Source organism: Lunatimonas sp. (assembly GCF_020832325.1).
Lineage (GTDB): Bacteria > Bacteroidota > Bacteroidia > Cytophagales > Cyclobacteriaceae > Lunatimonas.
On sequence record NZ_JAFIEU010000007.1, the window covers coordinates 83,751 to 99,716 of the forward strand.

16 protein-coding genes are annotated in these 15,966 nt (G+C 46.1%); 9 read left to right on the forward strand and 7 right to left on the reverse strand.

All coding sequences use genetic code 11. The annotated features are described in order from the left end of the window. From JJU34_RS01890 to hemL, 4 genes are all read left to right on the forward strand, one after another. Positions 1–1,005, forward strand: coding sequence for a ligase-associated DNA damage response exonuclease (locus JJU34_RS01890; RefSeq protein ID WP_228690622.1), 1,005 nt, complete (start codon positions 1–3; stop codon positions 1,003–1,005). A 109-nt stretch (positions 1,006–1,114) separates the two neighbouring features. Next, positions 1,115–2,644, forward strand: coding sequence for a glutamine-hydrolyzing GMP synthase (gene guaA / locus JJU34_RS01895; protein ID WP_228690623.1), 1,530 nt, complete (start codon positions 1,115–1,117; stop codon positions 2,642–2,644). A gap of 127 nt (positions 2,645–2,771) precedes the next feature. Then, complete coding sequence (locus JJU34_RS01900; RefSeq protein WP_228690624.1) at positions 2,772–4,424, forward strand: ABC transporter substrate-binding protein; 1,653 nt, start codon at positions 2,772–2,774, stop codon at positions 4,422–4,424. 7 nt (positions 4,425–4,431) lie between these two features. Further along, positions 4,432–5,721, forward strand: coding sequence for a glutamate-1-semialdehyde 2,1-aminomutase (gene hemL, locus JJU34_RS01905; protein WP_228690625.1), 1,290 nt, complete (start codon positions 4,432–4,434; stop codon positions 5,719–5,721). A 29-nt stretch (positions 5,722–5,750) separates the two neighbouring features. Here hemL and JJU34_RS01910 read toward each other — a convergent pair whose 3' ends face one another. Then, positions 5,751–6,203: a DUF4168 domain-containing protein gene (locus JJU34_RS01910; RefSeq protein ID WP_228690626.1), complete on the reverse strand. Its 453-nt coding sequence runs from the start codon at positions 6,201–6,203 to the stop codon at positions 5,751–5,753. Positions 6,204–6,345: 142 nt separating this feature from the next. Between JJU34_RS01910 and JJU34_RS01915 the strand changes: the two genes are divergently transcribed. Further along, positions 6,346–6,696, forward strand: coding sequence for a Spx/MgsR family RNA polymerase-binding regulatory protein (locus JJU34_RS01915; protein WP_228690627.1), 351 nt, complete (start codon positions 6,346–6,348; stop codon positions 6,694–6,696). Between the two features lie 43 nt (positions 6,697–6,739). Here JJU34_RS01915 and JJU34_RS01920 read toward each other — a convergent pair whose 3' ends face one another. From JJU34_RS01920 to JJU34_RS01930, 3 genes are read right to left on the reverse strand one after another with little or no spacing between them, the layout of a single operon-like run. Beyond that, positions 6,740–7,690, reverse strand: a complete 951-nt coding sequence (locus JJU34_RS01920) for a sugar phosphate isomerase/epimerase family protein (protein ID WP_228690628.1) — start codon at positions 7,688–7,690, stop codon at positions 6,740–6,742. Between the two features lie 7 nt (positions 7,691–7,697). Continuing rightward, positions 7,698–8,174: a copper resistance protein NlpE gene (locus JJU34_RS01925; protein WP_228690629.1), complete on the reverse strand. Its 477-nt coding sequence runs from the start codon at positions 8,172–8,174 to the stop codon at positions 7,698–7,700. Between the two features lies 1 nt (position 8,175). Continuing rightward, complete coding sequence (locus JJU34_RS01930) at positions 8,176–9,120, reverse strand: NAD-dependent epimerase/dehydratase family protein (protein WP_228690630.1); 945 nt, start codon at positions 9,118–9,120, stop codon at positions 8,176–8,178. 136 nt (positions 9,121–9,256) lie between these two features. Between JJU34_RS01930 and kbl the strand changes: the two genes are divergently transcribed. After that, a complete protein-coding gene (kbl, locus tag JJU34_RS01935; RefSeq protein ID WP_228690631.1) occupies positions 9,257–10,453 on the forward strand; it encodes a glycine C-acetyltransferase in 1,197 nt (398 codons plus the stop codon). A gap of 20 nt (positions 10,454–10,473) precedes the next feature. Here the strand turns inward: kbl and cdaA are convergent, their stop codons facing one another. Continuing rightward, positions 10,474–11,340, reverse strand: coding sequence for a diadenylate cyclase CdaA (gene cdaA / locus JJU34_RS01940; protein ID WP_228690632.1), 867 nt, complete (start codon positions 11,338–11,340; stop codon positions 10,474–10,476). After that, the gene (gene folP, locus JJU34_RS01945; RefSeq protein WP_228690633.1) at positions 11,337–12,221 is read right to left on the reverse strand and encodes a dihydropteroate synthase; all 885 of its coding nucleotides are present in this window, start codon (positions 12,219–12,221) and stop codon (positions 11,337–11,339) included. The genes cdaA and folP overlap by 4 nt, the downstream gene beginning before the upstream one ends. A 15-nt stretch (positions 12,222–12,236) precedes the next feature. Between folP and JJU34_RS01950 the strand changes: the two genes are divergently transcribed. The 3 genes from JJU34_RS01950 to JJU34_RS01960 are packed head-to-tail and all read left to right on the forward strand — an operon-like array spanning position 12,237 to position 14,417. Next, positions 12,237–12,785, forward strand: a complete 549-nt coding sequence (locus JJU34_RS01950; protein WP_228690634.1) for a DUF1599 domain-containing protein — start codon at positions 12,237–12,239, stop codon at positions 12,783–12,785. Then, on the forward strand, positions 12,778–13,878 hold the full coding sequence (locus JJU34_RS01955; protein WP_228690635.1) for a BT_3928 family protein: 1,101 nt from the start codon (positions 12,778–12,780) through the stop codon (positions 13,876–13,878). Before JJU34_RS01950 ends, JJU34_RS01955 begins: the two co-directional genes overlap by 8 nt. After that, on the forward strand, positions 13,875–14,417 hold the full coding sequence (locus tag JJU34_RS01960) for a shikimate kinase (RefSeq protein ID WP_228690636.1): 543 nt from the start codon (positions 13,875–13,877) through the stop codon (positions 14,415–14,417). The genes JJU34_RS01955 and JJU34_RS01960 overlap by 4 nt, the downstream gene beginning before the upstream one ends. Here JJU34_RS01960 and JJU34_RS01965 read toward each other — a convergent pair. Next, a complete protein-coding gene (locus JJU34_RS01965) occupies positions 14,394–15,866 on the reverse strand; it encodes a long-chain fatty acid transporter (protein ID WP_228690637.1) in 1,473 nt (490 codons plus the stop codon). The two genes, JJU34_RS01960 and JJU34_RS01965, sit on opposite strands and share 24 nt — an antisense overlap. Positions 15,867–15,966: the final 100 nt, after the last annotated feature.

Here is a 15,966-nt window from a genome sequence, read left to right on the forward strand (position 1 = left end):
GTGGAGTTACTTAAGAATACCGACAGCGGACTTTTCTGTGAACTGGGAAATTTTTTCATAGATCCTTGGAAGCCTGTGAAGCGGGCCGTTATTACCCACGCTCATTCGGATCATTCCCGCTGGGGCATGAGTCATTATCTTGCCCATGAACAGTCGAAATCGGTGATGAACCTCCGACTGGGAAAAGACATCTCCTTGGATACGGTTTCTTATGGGCAAGTTATCTCTGTACAGGGAGTGAGGGTTTCCTTCCATCCAGCCGGGCATATTCCAGGATCCTCTCAGATTCGTTTGGAATATAAGGGTCGGGTAGAAGTGGTGAGTGGCGACTATAAATTAGCTGAAGATGGATTGTCTGAAGCGTTTGAGCCAGTGGGGTGTCATAGCTTTGTTTCAGAATGTACGTTTGGACTTCCGATTTACCAATGGGAAGATCAGCAAGCAGTTTTTGCTAAAATCAACGGGTGGTGGGCAGAGAATGCCGCCAACGGACGGTGCTCGGTACTGTTTGCCTATGCTCTGGGCAAGGCGCAGCGGATCATTCGCCACCTGGATACTTCCATAGGCCCCACCTGGGTGCATGGGGCCATCTGGAACACGAACGAGGCATTGCGGGCAGATGGTTTAGATCTTCCTGTGGTGGAGAAGGTGTCGGATTCAACACCTAAGGATGCGTATCGAAAGGCGTTGATCATAGCTCCACCCTCCGCGTTAGGTACCCCTTGGCTAAAGAGATTTGCACCTTTTCGTACAGGCATTGGATCCGGGTGGATGAATATACGCGGAGCGAAAAGGCGGCGGGCAGCAGATGCGGGGTTTGTTCTTTCAGACCATGCCGATTGGCGGGGGCTAAACGAGGCTATAGCTGCAACCGGTGCCGAAGAAGTGCTACTCACCCATGGGTTTACCGATTCGTATGCGAGATACTTATGTGAACAGGGGATAAATGCTTCGGTGCTAGCGACCCACTTTGTCGGAGAGGCGACGGAACCAATGGATCAATAGGGTGTAGGAATTGGAATTTCAGAATTTTTTAAGAAGAGCGAAAAACCTGCGCAAAAAGGAAAGTTGGCGATTTTTTTTAGTAATTGGCATGGGCTGATTACCTTTGCGCATGGCAGAACAGATACTCATTCTTGATTTTGGCTCTCAATACACCCAGTTAATTGCTAGAAGGGTCCGGGAGTTGAACGTATATTGCGAAATTCACCCATACAATAAGATACCCGCCATCACCGACGATATCAAAGGGGTAATCCTGTCAGGAAGTCCTTGTTCGGTTAGAGACGAAGGTTCTCCGGATTTGGATTTGGATATTTTTAGGGGGAAGTTACCCCTGCTAGGAGTTTGCTATGGCGCTCAGCTGATGGCCCAGAAATATGGTGGTAACGTGGCCCCCTCTGAAATCCGAGAATATGGGAGGGCAAACCTCAGTCACTTGGATATGCACGCCGCGTTATTTAAAGAGATGACGCATGGGTCTCAGGTTTGGATGTCTCATGGAGACACTATCAAGGAGCTGCCTGCTGGTTTTGATATTATTGCAAGCACGCCTTCTGTACGTATAGCTGCTTACAAGGTGGAAGGCGAGGAGACCTATGGTATACAGTTCCATCCCGAAGTGACACATTCCTTAGAAGGAAAGAATCTACTCAGAAACTTTGTGGTTCAGATTTGTGATTGTAGCCAGGACTGGACTTCCGATGTATTTATTGATATCACCATTGCCGAATTAAAGGAAACCATAGGCGCTGACAAGGTAGTTATGGGTCTGTCTGGTGGTGTGGATTCTTCTGTGGCAGCTACGCTGATACACCGTGCGATAGGGGAGAATCTCACCTGTGTTTTTGTAGACAATGGATTGCTCCGCAAGGCTGAATTTGAGGAAGTACTGGAATCCTACAAAGGCCTTGGACTCAATGTGATCGGGGTGGATGCAAAGCAGAAGTTTTACGATGCGCTGGCGGGTATTTCTGACCCCGAGGGGAAGCGAAAGGCCATTGGTAGAACGTTTATTGAGGTTTTTGACGAGGAGGCCTCCAAGATTTCGGGAGTCAAGTGGCTGGGCCAAGGAACCATCTACCCGGACGTAATCGAATCTGTCTCAGTGAATGGGCCCTCGGCTACGATCAAAAGCCACCACAACGTAGGTGGCCTTCCGGATTTTATGAAGTTGAAGGTGGTAGAACCCCTCAAGACGTTATTTAAAGACGGTGTCCGGGAGGTGGGCCGCGCACTGGAGATTCCGGAAAATATCATCGGAAGGCATCCGTTCCCGGGGCCCGGATTGGCCATTCGAATCTTGGGAGATATCACTCCAGAAAAGGTGCTGACATTACAGGAAGTAGACGCCATTTTTATTCAGGGCCTACGCGACCATGGATTGTATGACGAAGTGTGGCAGGCCGGAGCCATTTTGCTGCCCATTCAATCGGTTGGAGTAATGGGAGATGAACGCACCTACGAACGTGTGGTAGCGTTAAGAGCTGTATCCTCCGTAGATGGGATGACTGCCGATTGGGTGCATTTACCTTACGATTTCTTGGGCAAAGTTTCCAACGATATCATCAATAAAGTTAAAGGAGTAAACCGTGTGGTGTACGACATCAGTTCCAAGCCACCGGCGACTATTGAGTGGGAATAGCAACTAGGAGCCTGATGAAGATATCAGGCTTTTTTTTATATTCTTGCCTCAAAATCACGTAAATTCGCATTGTCCAGCACGACGGTCAGTGCCTGGAATCATCTTACGAATCATTAGCATGTTATCGATGAAGACCTTTTTTGTTATTCCCATACTAGCCATTTCTCTCTCATTTTCGTTGTTTTCGCAACAGCTTCCGGATGAGTATCGGGAAGGGAGATTGCTGTTACAGTCTGGCGACTACCAAGGGGCGATGGACAAATTACGGCAGGTGATGGATGTGCAGCAATACGGTAATCTAGCCTATTATGCCCGGTACCACTTTGCAAAAGCAGCGTTTGAAAATCGTCAGTACGAACTGGCAAAGACCACGTTGGCCCCATTGCTGGATACAGGTTCCTTTGCGGACATTGACAATGCTTACTACCTCACGGCACTTAGTCATTTTCGACAGAACAAGTTTACCGATGCACTTGCTGCCATCTCGAAGATTTCAGATCAGGAAGTGAAACAGGAGGCATTTCGTGCCTCTTACTCCTATTTGAAGGAAGTGCCTACCAGTGTATTGATGTTACAGATTCCTGCCTATGAGGAAAATCTTGGGTTGGTGTTTGCGCTTCGGGAAAAGCTTTTAGCGCAGCCCTCGCTCTCGACCCAGGAAAACGAAGTCCTTCAGCGTATTCGTTCTGTGAATCATCCCGACCAAGAGGAAGATAATCAAGCTACTATTCAGCGTGTTGTGAACCAAACCCTTGACATAGCCATTGTCCTGCCTTTTAACTATAACGGGGGATCGGGAGTAAGAAGCCTAGGTGGAAATAACTTTGTGTTTGAGCTTTATAGGGGGATTATGTTTGCCGTGGAGGAAGCGCGAGAGGCCGGACACAATATTACCGTTAAATCATTTGATACCGAAAGAAATACAGACCGATTACTCGGCATTTTGGCAGATCCGTTCTTTGAGCAAGCAGATGTAATCATTGGACCCATCTATCCGGAAGAAGTACAAGTGATGGGAGAGGTAGCCTCCAGATTGGGGATCCCTTTTATCAATCCCCTGTCCAATATCGAGGAGTCGCTTAGGGAAGTAAATGAAGCTTTTCTGTTTAGGCCTTCGGCAGAGGCTATTGCTAAGAATTTGGTCGGCTACCTGTCGAGGTTTCAAGGTAAACGGGTAGCGATGGCATACGCGGGCACCAACCGGGATGAGTTGTTAGCTCGCCGTTTTACGGAGGCTGTGCGTTCCTCAGGGATTCAGCTTGTTCATAGTCAGCGGGTAACCGGACGGGATATGCGGGATTATTTGGATAGGGTATTTCAGGGAGGTGCTGATGTACTGGTGATTTTTTCGGATGATCCCAATATTGCCGCTCCTACCTTTTCCTTGGTGGAGTCCCAAAGTGCCAGTGTTCCCGTGATTGTCATGGATAGCTGGCTGTATTTTAATTTTGCCAGTTACGAGATGATGGAGTCGCAGGACTTCCATTTTATCGGAAACAATACGGTTAATTTAAGTTCACCGGACACAGATGCGTTCAGGAATCGTTTTTTTGAAAAATACAAGGCCTATCCGGGTTTGAATACCTATTTGGGATATGAACTGGTCGGTTGGCTAACCAATGTGTTGAATACGCAGAGGGGGTTTGAATTTAAGGCAAATCTTGCGTCCAGTGGGTATGTGCCTGGAAAAATTACGTTTGGGTTTGACTTTTCGCGTACTTCCCACAACGCGTATGTTCCCATGTTGAGATTGGAGTCTGGTGAGATCGTAATAGAATAAAATCAGGATGGAAAGTAAGAAGAGTACCGCCCTATTTAACGAGGCAAAGAAGTTTATACCTGGCGGAGTCAATTCTCCCGTGAGGGCATTTAAAGCAGTGGGGGGAAATCCCTTATTTATCCGTAAAGCAGAGGGTCCTTACCTTATCGACGAGGATGGCAATACGTATATCGAGTTGATCAACAGTTGGGGCCCGATGATTTTGGGTCACAATCACCCGCAGATACGCGAGGCAGTCATCAAGGCCATGGAAGATGGAACGTCCTTTGGAGCACCTACTGAAAGGGAGGTACGTATAGCTGAGTTAATCACCGAGATGGTTCCCTGCGTGGATAAAATAAGGATGGTTAATAGTGGCACAGAAGCCACCATGTCTGCCATACGGGTAGCCCGAGGGTATACCGGCAGGGATAAGTTTATCAAATTTGAAGGAAACTACCACGGGCATGGTGATTCCTTTCTTATAGCTGCGGGGTCAGGGGCCATGACGATGGGTAATCCCGATTCTCCGGGGGTGACAAAGGGTACCGCAAAGGATACATTATTGGCGCCTTATAATGATTTGGAGGCTGTGCATCGCCTTATCGAAGCAAACAGAGACGAGGTAGCAGCGATCATATTGGAACCGGTGGCCGGCAATATGGGGTGTGTCTTGCCCAATCCAGGGTTTTTGGAGGGGTTAAGAAAAATCTGTGATGAGGAGGGGATCGTGTTAATCTTTGACGAAGTAATGACGGGATTTCGACTTTCCAAGGGTGGGGCTCAGGAGCGTTTCGGCGTCACTCCCGACATGTGTACACTCGGAAAGATCATTGGAGGCGGTATGCCCGTGGGCGCCTATGGCGGGAAAAAAGAAATCATGGAATTTGTTTCTCCTGAAGGACCTGTATATCAGGCAGGTACCCTATCGGGAAACCCAATAGCCATGGCTGCCGGATTAACAATGCTGGAGCATCTCAATACTCATCCTGAGGTTTATGCAGCATTGGACACAATTGGTGCCACTTTGGTTACGGGTATTCAAGCCACGTTAAAATCGCTTGGTTTGCCGTTTACGACGAATCACGTCGGCAGTATGTACACCCTGTTCTTTACCGAACACGACGTCGTCGACTTTGAGTCTGCCAAAACGTGTGATACAGGAATGTTTGGGAAGTACTTTCAGGGTATGCTGCAGAAAGGAATTTACCTGGCACCTTCCCAATTTGAAAGTCTGTTTTTGTCTACGGCTTTACGGTCCGAACACCTAGACCGAATTCTAAGTGCAAACGAGTCGGTACTGAAAGAATTGGAATAAAAAAAGAGGCGGAAACACCGCCTCTTTTTTTATTCCATCTTCTCAATGATCCGATCTACTTTTTCCTTTATTTTTGGGCTTTGCTGGTAAGCCATCGAAATTTCCTGAAAGGTTTGTAGCTCCATTTCCGATTGGACGATCATTTCCTGAATTTCCAGGTTGGTTTCCTCCTGAACTTTCATGATTTGCTGACCTGCTTCGTTGAATTTGGCAATTTCCTGTGGGTCCTCCGATACATCCGTTATATTACCCTGCTGTTGTGCTTGGAATAGTTGCTGAAAACGCTGCATTTCCAGTCCATGTTCTTCTATAGCCGCAACCATTTTTGCTTCTGCGGCTTGCTGTACCGGGATCATTTCCATATTTATCGCAACAAACTTTTCAATTTCAGCATCTGAGAAATCCTCCTTCAATGGCGCTTGCTGGGGATTGGGTAGCTGCTGGGCAGACGCCGAAAATGCCACAACTAAGGTCATTATCATGGAGAATGAAAAAACATTTACTAATTTTGAATAAGACATCTTTAGAATAGATTTATGTTTAACTTTTATTAGATAAGTTGAATTTGCAAAAATTATTCCAAGAATCAGAAATTAACCTGTTAAGAGAAGTTAAAATATCACTATGGCGACAAAAATATTCGGAATAAAGAATTGTAACACCATGAAAAAGACCTTCCAGTTTTTTGAAGAAAACGGGATGGATTATGAATTTATCGACTATAAGAAGAAGGCTCCGGACGTGGACTTGTTAGCCGGATTTTTATCGAAAACACCGCTCGAAGAGCTGGTTAACCGCCGCGGAACCACCTATAAGAAATTGTCGGATGAGGAGAAGGAACAAACCATGCAGCAAGCAACCGCTCTCCCGTTGTTAAACGAAAAGAGCAGCATGATCAAGCGGCCTATCATTGTGTTTGAGGACGGAGATGTCGTTGCAGGATTTGACGAGGAGGCTATCTTAGCGAAGAAATAGCCTGAAGACGGACCGGTGTTTACCCACCACCGGTCCTGTTTTTTTATACTGCGTCAATGAGCCGAACCGTTCTCCACATAGCCCTGGAGGTTGTGGCTAAAGCCTCTTCATTTTCCATGGCATTGAGTTTGGCGTTGAAGGGTTCTGCGCGCACCGCCCCGTCGTAACCGATTTTGACCAGCGCCTGCATGAAGCCCTTTAGATCAATCAGACCACTATCACCCGGCAACTCGCGTTCACCGTCTACCTGCTCCTCAATGGTCCTTCCGGCCTTGGCATCGTTTAGGTCGCAGGTAATGACCTGCTCGTTTTTTAAGGCCAACAAGTCGGCTACGGTCTCTGTGGAAGTGTACCAATGGTAGGCATCGAGCTGCAATCCCATCCCTGGAACGTTGATTGCGGCAATCAGTTCCAGCATTTCTTTCATGGTTCCAGCAAAGGGATATCGATTGATGGTTTTCAACCGTTTGGTACCCACATATTCCAGCCCAAAGCGTATGCCGTGATCCTGCAATATATCTGCAACTTGCCTTAGCCGATCGCGGTGTTGATTGAAATTTTCGGTATAGGTAAGTTCGTTGTGGGATGGCATAATCCAAGTGCTCATCCGTGTTACACCGGCAGATTGGCAGGTTTTGGCAACCTCTGGTAATTTGGACAGCCCCTCTCGAAAGGTTTCTAGATCCTTTCTGAAGTCTACTGGCAGACCGGCTGCGTCCCAAGTAAGTTTGTTGCCTTCCATTTGCGCCCTAAATTCATTGAGTTCGCCAGAGGACATGGACATCAACTGATCCGGTAAGGGGGAGATGGCTTCAAACTGATGCCTGCGGGCACAATCTATCAGTTCCTTTTGGGTACAGCTGACGCCGATAGCTCCTGGATTGAGGCTGATTTTGAATTTTCGCTCAGCTTGCGTTCCAAACAAGTGCCCAGGGCCGAGTCCCAGCACCGACGTCAGGGTACCGGCGTATTTGATAAATGTCCTTCGTTGCATAGTGGGTTTATTTTTTTTCGAGGGTATAGTTCAGGTCTGACTGGATTCGTTGACCGTTTTGATCCAGTAAGTGAAGCTTTCCTTCCGAATCTTGGATGAATCGGTAGTTTGGTCGAAGGTTTTCGTCCAGGAGATTGATCACAAATACATTCGGTTCGCCATCGATACCGTAGCTGATTTCTATTTGTCCGGATTGATGAAAGACCCGGTCGCCATCCTGGGTTTCCAAGTAGGTTTCTGTGAGTTCATATGCCTGCTCGGTTTTGTCTGGATTATTTTCCAGTTTCAGTTCCATCCGAATTCCCTGACAGTCTGCACAGGGGATTACTCCTTCGTACCCCAACCAATAGGAGGTTTCTTTGTGTAGGATAATTTCTTCGTCGCTAGTCTTGGGATTGTCGTCTTCGTAGACTGTTTCCTCGGTGGGGCTATCACAGGCGAGCACCGCCACAAGGAAAAGCAAGGCATAGAGTTTAGCATTCATGTCAGTACAGATGGGGTAGATTTGCTAACATATCTTGGGTCATTCGTTCAAGATCATACTCGGGCTTCCATCCCCAATCGCCTATTGCCTCGGAGTCATCAATACTTTGAGGCCATCCATCCGCAATTTCCTGCCTAAAATCAGGGCTATAGCTGATCTCAAACTGGGGATAATGTACCAATATACTACGAAATATTTCTTCCGGCGTAAAACTCAGGGAGGAAATGTTGTAGCTGGACCTGATTTTTACTGCTTCCCTTGGGGCCTCCATTAGTTCTACTGTAGCCCGGATGGCATCGGGCATGTACATCATTGGCAGCACCGTATCTTTTTTTAGAAAGCAGGTAAAAGGTGTCTTCCTAACGGCATGGTGGTAGATATCGACGGCATAGTCCGTAGTACCTCCCCCAGGCAGTGATTTGTAGCCGACCAGGCCCGGGTATCGGAGGCTTCTAACGTCTACTCCGTGTTTTTGAAAGTAGTAGTTACACCAGCGCTCACCCGCTTGTTTGGAAATTCCGTACACGGTCAAGGGTTCTTGGATGCAATGTTGGGGTGTATGGGTTCTGGGTGAGTTTGGTCCAAATACTGCAATGGATGAAGGCCAGTAAACCTTATCGAGTTTTTTTTCTTTGGCCAATTCGAGAATGGATAACAAGCTGTCCATATTGACCTGCCAAGCGAGTCGCGGTTTTTTTTCCCCGGTAGCAGAAAGAATGGCGGCCAAGTGGTAAATTTGGGTGATTTGGTGTTTTTCGGTGAGGACCTTCAATGCCCGATGGTCCGTTACGTCCAGTGTATCAAAGGCAATCTCTGAAAAAAGTGATCTGGACTCTTCATTGATATCTGTGGCTACAACGGATTCGGTTCCGTACCTATTGACCAAAGTCTCTGTCAATTCCGAGCCTAATTGTCCTCCCGCGCCAGTAATAAGGATTTTGGTCATAAAAACACTTTTTTATATGGTTTAGTAGTCTGTTTGGTGTGGCTTTAATTAGTATCTTTGGTTTTTGCGCCAGACAAATGTACTAAAAGTATTGGTTCAAAGATATTAGTTACCGTTAATCTAAACAAAATTCGCCATGTATGAAAACATCAAACCTGTCTTGGTTCAAGAGCTGGACGGCATTCGGAAGGCAGGGTTATATAAGCGTGAACGGGTGATTGAATCACCACAGGGTGCAGAAATTACCGTAGAGGGCGGCAAGATGGTCCTTAATTTTTGTGCGAATAATTACCTGGGTCTTTCCAGTCATCCAGAGGTAGTAGATGCCGCAAAACGAGCCATCGATTCCCACGGGTTCGGATTGTCCTCGGTACGTTTTATCTGTGGGACACAGGATATCCACAAAGAATTGGAACGGAAGATATCTGAATTTTTGGGTACTGAGGATACCATTTTATATGCTGCGGCTTTTGATGCCAACGGTGGCGTTTTTGAGCCACTGTTAGGTCCGGAGGATGCGATAATATCAGATGCATTGAACCATGCTTCCATCATTGATGGCGTCAGGCTCTGCAAAGCCATGCGGTTTCGCTACGAGCACAACGATATGGAGGATTTGGAGCGACAGCTTCAAGCGGCCGAAGCAAAGGGAGCAAAGCAAAAAGTCATCGTGACAGACGGGGTTTTTTCGATGGATGGTACCATTGCACAGCTGGACCGAATCGTGGAGTTGGGGGAGAAATACGGTGCCTTGGTGATGTCAGATGAATGTCATTCCAGCGGGTTTGTAGGTAAAACCGGTAGAGGGGTACACGAGCTAAAGGGGGTAATGGGTAAGATGGACATCATCACCGGTACACTCGGTAAGGCCCTCGGGGGAGCATCCGGCGGGTTTACCTCTGGCAGAAAAGAGATCGTTGAGCTCTTAAGGCAGCGTTCCCGTCCATACCTGTTTTCCAATACACTAGCGCCTGCCATTGTTGGGGCTTCGATTGCGGTGTTTGACCTGTTGGCATCTTCTACAGAATTACGGGATAAGCTGGAAAAGAACACGCTGTACTTTCGGGAGAAAATGACCGAGGCTGGTTTCGATATCAAGCCAGGTATCCACCCCATTGTACCGATTATGCTCTATGACGCCACCCTTTCACAGCAAATGGCGGAGCGTTTGTTGGAAAGGGGGATTTATGTTATCGGGTTTTATTATCCCGTTGTACCAAAAGGACAGGCACGTATTAGGGTACAGATTTCTGCCGCCCACGATACAGCTCATCTGGACAAAGCTATACAGGCATTTACGGAGGTTGGTAAAGAACTTGGTGTCATTTCATAAAGCCAAAAAAAGAAAATCACCTATAATTCGGTGATTTTCTTTTTGGTTCGCATTCTTTCAAAAGCGGTGACTTCAATAAATTTTTCCTCAATATTTTCACCCGTCAGGTACGAATTGATCATCTCACGGACCTCCTGAAAGGAGAGGTTGTGTAGGATTTTTCCGCTTTTAGCGAGGGATACCTGACCCGTCTCTTCCGATACTACAAGGACCAATGTGTCTGTGGCTTCCGACATCCCAATCGCTGCGCGGTGGCGAAGCCCAAATTGGGCGGGAACATCCCGTTCGGTCACCGGCAGAATACAACGAGCGGCCTTGACACGTCCATTATAAATGATGACACCGCCATCGTGCAGTGGGCTGAACTTGTTGAAAATGGAAATCAATAGTCGTTTGGATACAATAGCATCTATCAGGTCGCCGCTTTCAGCATAAAATTTTAGCTCCGAATTGCTTGAAAGTACGATGAGCGCGCCAGTACTGCTGCCCGACAGAGCTTTGCAAGCTTCGATGATCGGTGTGACGTTGAAAGCACCGCTTTCCCGCTTTCGCCAGAAAAAAAGCTCTTGAAGCACGTTTTCATTGGAAAAAATGGATGATTTACCGACAATAAGGAGAAACTTACGGATTTCCTGTTGAAATAGTATGATGGCAGCCAACACACCTACTCCCATAAACTGTCCCAGAATAATTGTCAAAAGTTCCATTTTAGCAGCACTCACTACCAAATACAGGAGGTAAATAGAAAGAAATCCTAAAAATATCTTAATGGCCACAGATCCGCGCATCAGCTTATATACCTGATATATGAGAACACTGACCAACGCAATGTCTATAAGGTTGACAATAGAGATGTCTAAAAAGCCAATTTTAAATAGGAGGATCAAGTGTAAAGCTGTTTATATATCGTGATTGTTTCTGTTGCCTCTTTTACATCATGTACGCGCAATATTTGAGCGCCACCCATCAACAAAGCCATGTTTAAAGCCGTTGTACCATTTAGCGCTTGCTCGGGAGTACACTCCAAAAGTTTATACACCATGGATTTTCTGGAAACTCCCGCCAGCATCAGTGCTGGGATTGTGCGGAAATAATCCAGCGAACGCGCAAGACGGTAATTTTGTGCGGTCGTTTTAGCGAATCCAAACCCTAAGTCTAATATAACATCTTTTATGCCAGCTTTTTTACATTCCGCCAACTTGTTGGAAAAATAGTCCATGACCTCCCTCTCCAAGTGTTCGTATTCGGTAAGTCGCTGCATAGTGTGAGGATTACCCCTCATATGCATGCAGATGTATGGCACGCCCAGATAACCAACGGTAGGGATCATCTCTTCGTCAAGCTGCCCTCCAGAGATATCATTTACCAGATCAGCACCCGCCGACACAGCCTCTTTAGCTACTTTATGCCTAAAAGTATCGATGGAAATCAAAACTTCAGGGAGCACCTTTCGGATACTACCAATAACGGAAATCACGCGATTTAGTTCTTCCTGCTCGGAAATATGCGCCGCATTTGGACGGGTGCTGTACCCACCGATATCTAGAATCCTAGCACCTTCCTCCACCATTTGGAAGGCTTTTTCCAATACCCTGTCCTCGTTTGTGGATACCCTGCTTCCTTTGTAAAAAGAATCGGGCGTGGTATTGATGATTCCCATCACCCAAGGTTCATCCAAACTATATAGCTTTCCTTTGATTTGAAGTGTTTTTTTTAGGGGAAATAAAGTATCTTCGGTCTTAGTTTTAAATCGATGTTGTCCTACCATTAACTGATTAATGCTTTGAATACGCAAACCCTGAGCGAATATAAAGAAGTAATTGAACTTTGTAAAGAACTTTTTAAGAACAAGACGATCGATTATGGGACAGCTTGGAGGATCTTAAGACTTCCTTCCATCACGGATCAGGTATTTATCAAGGCGCAGCGAATCCGTTCTATTCAAGAAAAAGGCACTCAAATGGTTAACGATCCCGTGCGGGACGAGTTTATCGGTATCATCAATTACTGTTTGATCGCACTTATTCAGTCCGAACTGGAAGAGAAAGATCCTTTGGAGATTCCCTATTCAGCCTTGGAGCCAAAGTATGACTACTGGGTGGAGGAAACGCGGAAGTTGCTGGAGAACAAAAATCACGACTACGGAGAGGCATGGCGGATGATGAGAGTTTCTTCTATAACGGACATCATTCTGATGAAACTGTATCGAATTAAACAAATCGAGGACAATCAAGGACTAACCTTGGTGTCCGAAGGAATACAGGCCAATTATCAAGACATCATCAATTATTCGGTGTTTTGTATGATCAAACTTAAGGAGGAAGATGATTAAGCAGCTAGTATTAGGAATAGTCCGGGCCATCGTGGGAGGTCTGTTCATATTCTCCGGATTGATAAAGATCAATGATCCCGTTGGAACGGCCATCAAATTAGAGGAATATTTCGATGTTTTTTCTTACGACATTGCGCCGTTTTTTGAAGTATTGAAGGGTATCGCATTGCCCCTAGCTGTTTTTCTGGTCGTAGCCGAGGTGGTGTTGGGGGTGATGATTCTGGTGGGTTGGAGGATTAAGATTGCCGTATACCTGCTGTTAGTGATGATCGTTTTCTTTACATTTCTTACTTTCTATTCTGCCTACTTTAATAAGGTGACAGATTGCGGATGTTTTGGAGATGCGATTAAGCTTACACCTTGGGAGTCCTTTTACAAAGACATCTTTCTGCTGGTTTTAATTGGCGTGTTATTTTTGAACCGCAAGGATCTGGTAGCAAACACCGCTACTTGGGGGATGGTATCGGTTTTAGCGTCTCTTTTGGCTGGATTGGTGCTATCGGTGACGGCTATTCGAAACCTACCCTTTATAGACTTTAGAGCCTTTAAGGTCGGAGTGAATATTCCTCAAGCTATGCAGCCTTCCGGCCAGTTGGAATATGCCTATGTAATGAAAAAGGGAGAGGAAATTGTCACCTTTGATCAGTACCCGGCCGACGATGGTTACGAATTTCTTGAGATGAACCTAAAGAATCCCGAGGCATTACCAAAGATTACGGATTTCGCTGTCTGGAATGAGGAAGGAGATTTCACGGAGGATATTTTGCAGGGACAGAAATTACTTATTTTAGTCAGTAACTTGCAGAAGATGTCATCAGCCAATTTAGACGAAATTTCAGCATTGATTCACGATGCTGGTAGGGTTGGACTGGAGGTAAAGTTTGTTTGCGCATCGTCTGAGGAGGAGATTCAGCGACTACTGCGCGAGAAGAGTTGGAATATCGGATACTACCTGGCAGATGCTACCGTTGTCAAGACCATTATCCGGGCGAATCCCGGTTTGGTGTTATTGGATGAGGGAACAGTAGTTGCCAAGTATCACCACAATAATACGCCGGAAATCGAAGAGGTTGTCAGGCTCCTTTTAAGATGATGTCAGGCCGGAAATTGGTATTGGTTGGGATGCCGGGAAGTGGGAAGTCCACCTTGGGAAGGCGGGTCGCCCGCTTGTTGCAGTGTAGCTTTTTTGATCTTGACCATGAGATTGAATCAAAGGAAGGCCGTAAGATCCCGGAGATTTTTTCAACTGGAGGAGAAGACTACTTTCGAGAAGTGGAAACAAAGGTGCTGTCGGAACTTTTGGGAAGAACGGATTCTTTTGTGCTGTCTACAGGTGGAGGAGCCCCCTGTTTTAATGACAACATGTCCCTAATTAACGATCAGGCCGTTTCTATCTATCTGGAGGTTCCGATGAGTGCGCTGTTGGCTCGCTTGGTAGGTGGTCAGGTAAGTAAGCGACCTCTTTTTGCGGGTTTAACCGTGGAACAAATCAACCAAAAATTACAACAAATGCATGCCCTCCGCAGTCCATTCTATGAAGAGGCAAAAATAAAACTCAGCGGACAAGATATATCCGCTGAGCAGTTAGTGTCTGAATGGTTGGGATTTCTAAAAATTGAATCCAAGAGATAGGGTACCCATCAGCCGTTGATTATCAATGGTAGACAGGGGAGATCCTGGGTAAGAGGTGTGATAACTGTTGAAATGACTGCTAACCACCCCTAGGTCAATACTGTATTTCGGCATACGTACACCGAGTCCCCCGGAGAGTTGTGTCATACTTCGGTCTGTTCCGCCTGGGTTTTGGAAGGGATCACCGTAATAAGCGTAACCAACCCTAATCCGGAGCACATCTAGTCTAGCTTCTCCGCCGAGTCTATAATTGATAGTTTGTCCGTAAAGTTGGCGTATTTGCCGGTTGTCTTCTCCGGTATTGAAGGCGTTTGAGCGAAGATTGGCCGTGCTATAATCAACATAATCCACGTCAGCAGTAAGAAATCCCTTCTTACCGAAGAAATAGGTGATCCCTGACCCAAGCCGGAGTGGTGTGCGAAGCCCATAGTTACTAATAAACAGCTCAGTCTCAGCGTCCGATTCGGCAATGCTTCCGAATTCAGGATCGATATAAGGCGGATTGAAGTCTGCGAAAATATCTGCTCCATATTCTTCGTTGATGTTGCTCCATGTAGGGGATTGAAAACTCAATCCTAGGTTTAGCTGATCAATAGGTTTGTAGATTATGCCTAATCCCAAATTAATACCGGATCCTTCCTGATACAGGTTTTCCTGTAGGGAACTGAATAAGGTACTTCTATTTGACGCGTCGAGAAAATCTTCGTTATAGGTTTGAACCCTTCGATAGTTCACAGAAAGAATACCCAAGTTTGCGCCTAAGAAGAGTTTGTTTTTGTAGTTACCTCCGTACGCTAGGCTAATGTGATTCAGGTTACCTTCGCTTTCGACAAAGTCTGATTTGGTTAGACTGGTAGTAGCGTTTGGCGAAAAATCGAATTGGTTATTTCCAATTGGGTTGATGAGAAAGGCCTCGAAAAATAGCCCTCCCACACCTCCTGGAACGCCACTTTCGTTGTAGACATCCAAATAGTAATCTAGAATTGACTCTTGGTCCAGCCTGTTTGACGAATAGCCGTAATTCGTTCTGAAGTTAGATTGACGGTTGTAGCTAAATCCAAATGAACCACCACGCCAATCGCCGGCTTCCAAGGGTGCTTTTGCCCTACTAAAGACGACTCCAATGTTCGGGATCATGAAGTTGGTGGAGTTTTGGTTTAAGGATTGCCCTTCAAAGGTTGAATTAGTATTCCAGTCCATATATCCTAAGGACATGTTAAACTCTGACCGTTGGAAGAACCCCAATCCCGCCGGGTTTCCATGAATATTACTGATATCTCCTCCCAGTGAGTTTTGAGTTCCGCCCAAGGCACTTATTCGTGCCGTACCTGTTGCATTGTGTAAACTATATCGTAGCGCGTCTTCTACATACCCGCTTTGGGCTGAAGCCCATGATGGCAGCAAAAAAACCATCGCAAAAAAGGGCCCTAAGTTTTTTATCACGTTCATATGCTATAAATTATATGTAAGTGGCCAAATAGCCAAGTAAAGTCTTCCCCTATCCCAACGCAATAGGAATTAGGGGAGGAAATTCCGGACAATTTGGCGT

What these genes read in the sequence shown, in the direction of transcription:
- guaA (WP_228690623.1), top strand. Translation starts at nt 1,115, where the DNA reads ATGGCAGAACAGATACTCATTCTTGATTTTGGCTCTCAATACACCCAG.
- JJU34_RS01900 (WP_228690624.1), top strand. Translation starts at nt 2,772, where the DNA reads ATGAAGACCTTTTTTGTTATTCCCATACTAGCCATTTCTCTCTCATTT.
- hemL (WP_228690625.1), top strand. Translation starts at nt 4,432, where the DNA reads ATGGAAAGTAAGAAGAGTACCGCCCTATTTAACGAGGCAAAGAAGTTT.
- JJU34_RS01910 (WP_228690626.1), bottom strand. Translation starts at nt 6,203, where the DNA reads ATGATAATGACCTTAGTTGTGGCATTTTCGGCGTCTGCCCAGCAGCTA.
- JJU34_RS01915 (WP_228690627.1), top strand. Translation starts at nt 6,346, where the DNA reads ATGGCGACAAAAATATTCGGAATAAAGAATTGTAACACCATGAAAAAG.
- JJU34_RS01920 (WP_228690628.1), bottom strand. Translation starts at nt 7,690, where the DNA reads ATGCAACGAAGGACATTTATCAAATACGCCGGTACCCTGACGTCGGTG.
- JJU34_RS01925 (WP_228690629.1), bottom strand. Translation starts at nt 8,174, where the DNA reads ATGAATGCTAAACTCTATGCCTTGCTTTTCCTTGTGGCGGTGCTCGCC.
- JJU34_RS01930 (WP_228690630.1), bottom strand. Translation starts at nt 9,120, where the DNA reads ATGACCAAAATCCTTATTACTGGCGCGGGAGGACAATTAGGCTCGGAA.
- kbl (WP_228690631.1), top strand. Translation starts at nt 9,257, where the DNA reads ATGTATGAAAACATCAAACCTGTCTTGGTTCAAGAGCTGGACGGCATT.
- folP (WP_228690633.1), bottom strand. Translation starts at nt 12,221, where the DNA reads ATGGTAGGACAACATCGATTTAAAACTAAGACCGAAGATACTTTATTT.
- JJU34_RS01955 (WP_228690635.1), top strand. Translation starts at nt 12,778, where the DNA reads ATGATTAAGCAGCTAGTATTAGGAATAGTCCGGGCCATCGTGGGAGGT.
- JJU34_RS01960 (WP_228690636.1), top strand. Translation starts at nt 13,875, where the DNA reads ATGATGTCAGGCCGGAAATTGGTATTGGTTGGGATGCCGGGAAGTGGG.
- JJU34_RS01965 (WP_228690637.1), bottom strand. Translation starts at nt 15,866, where the DNA reads ATGAACGTGATAAAAAACTTAGGGCCCTTTTTTGCGATGGTTTTTTTG.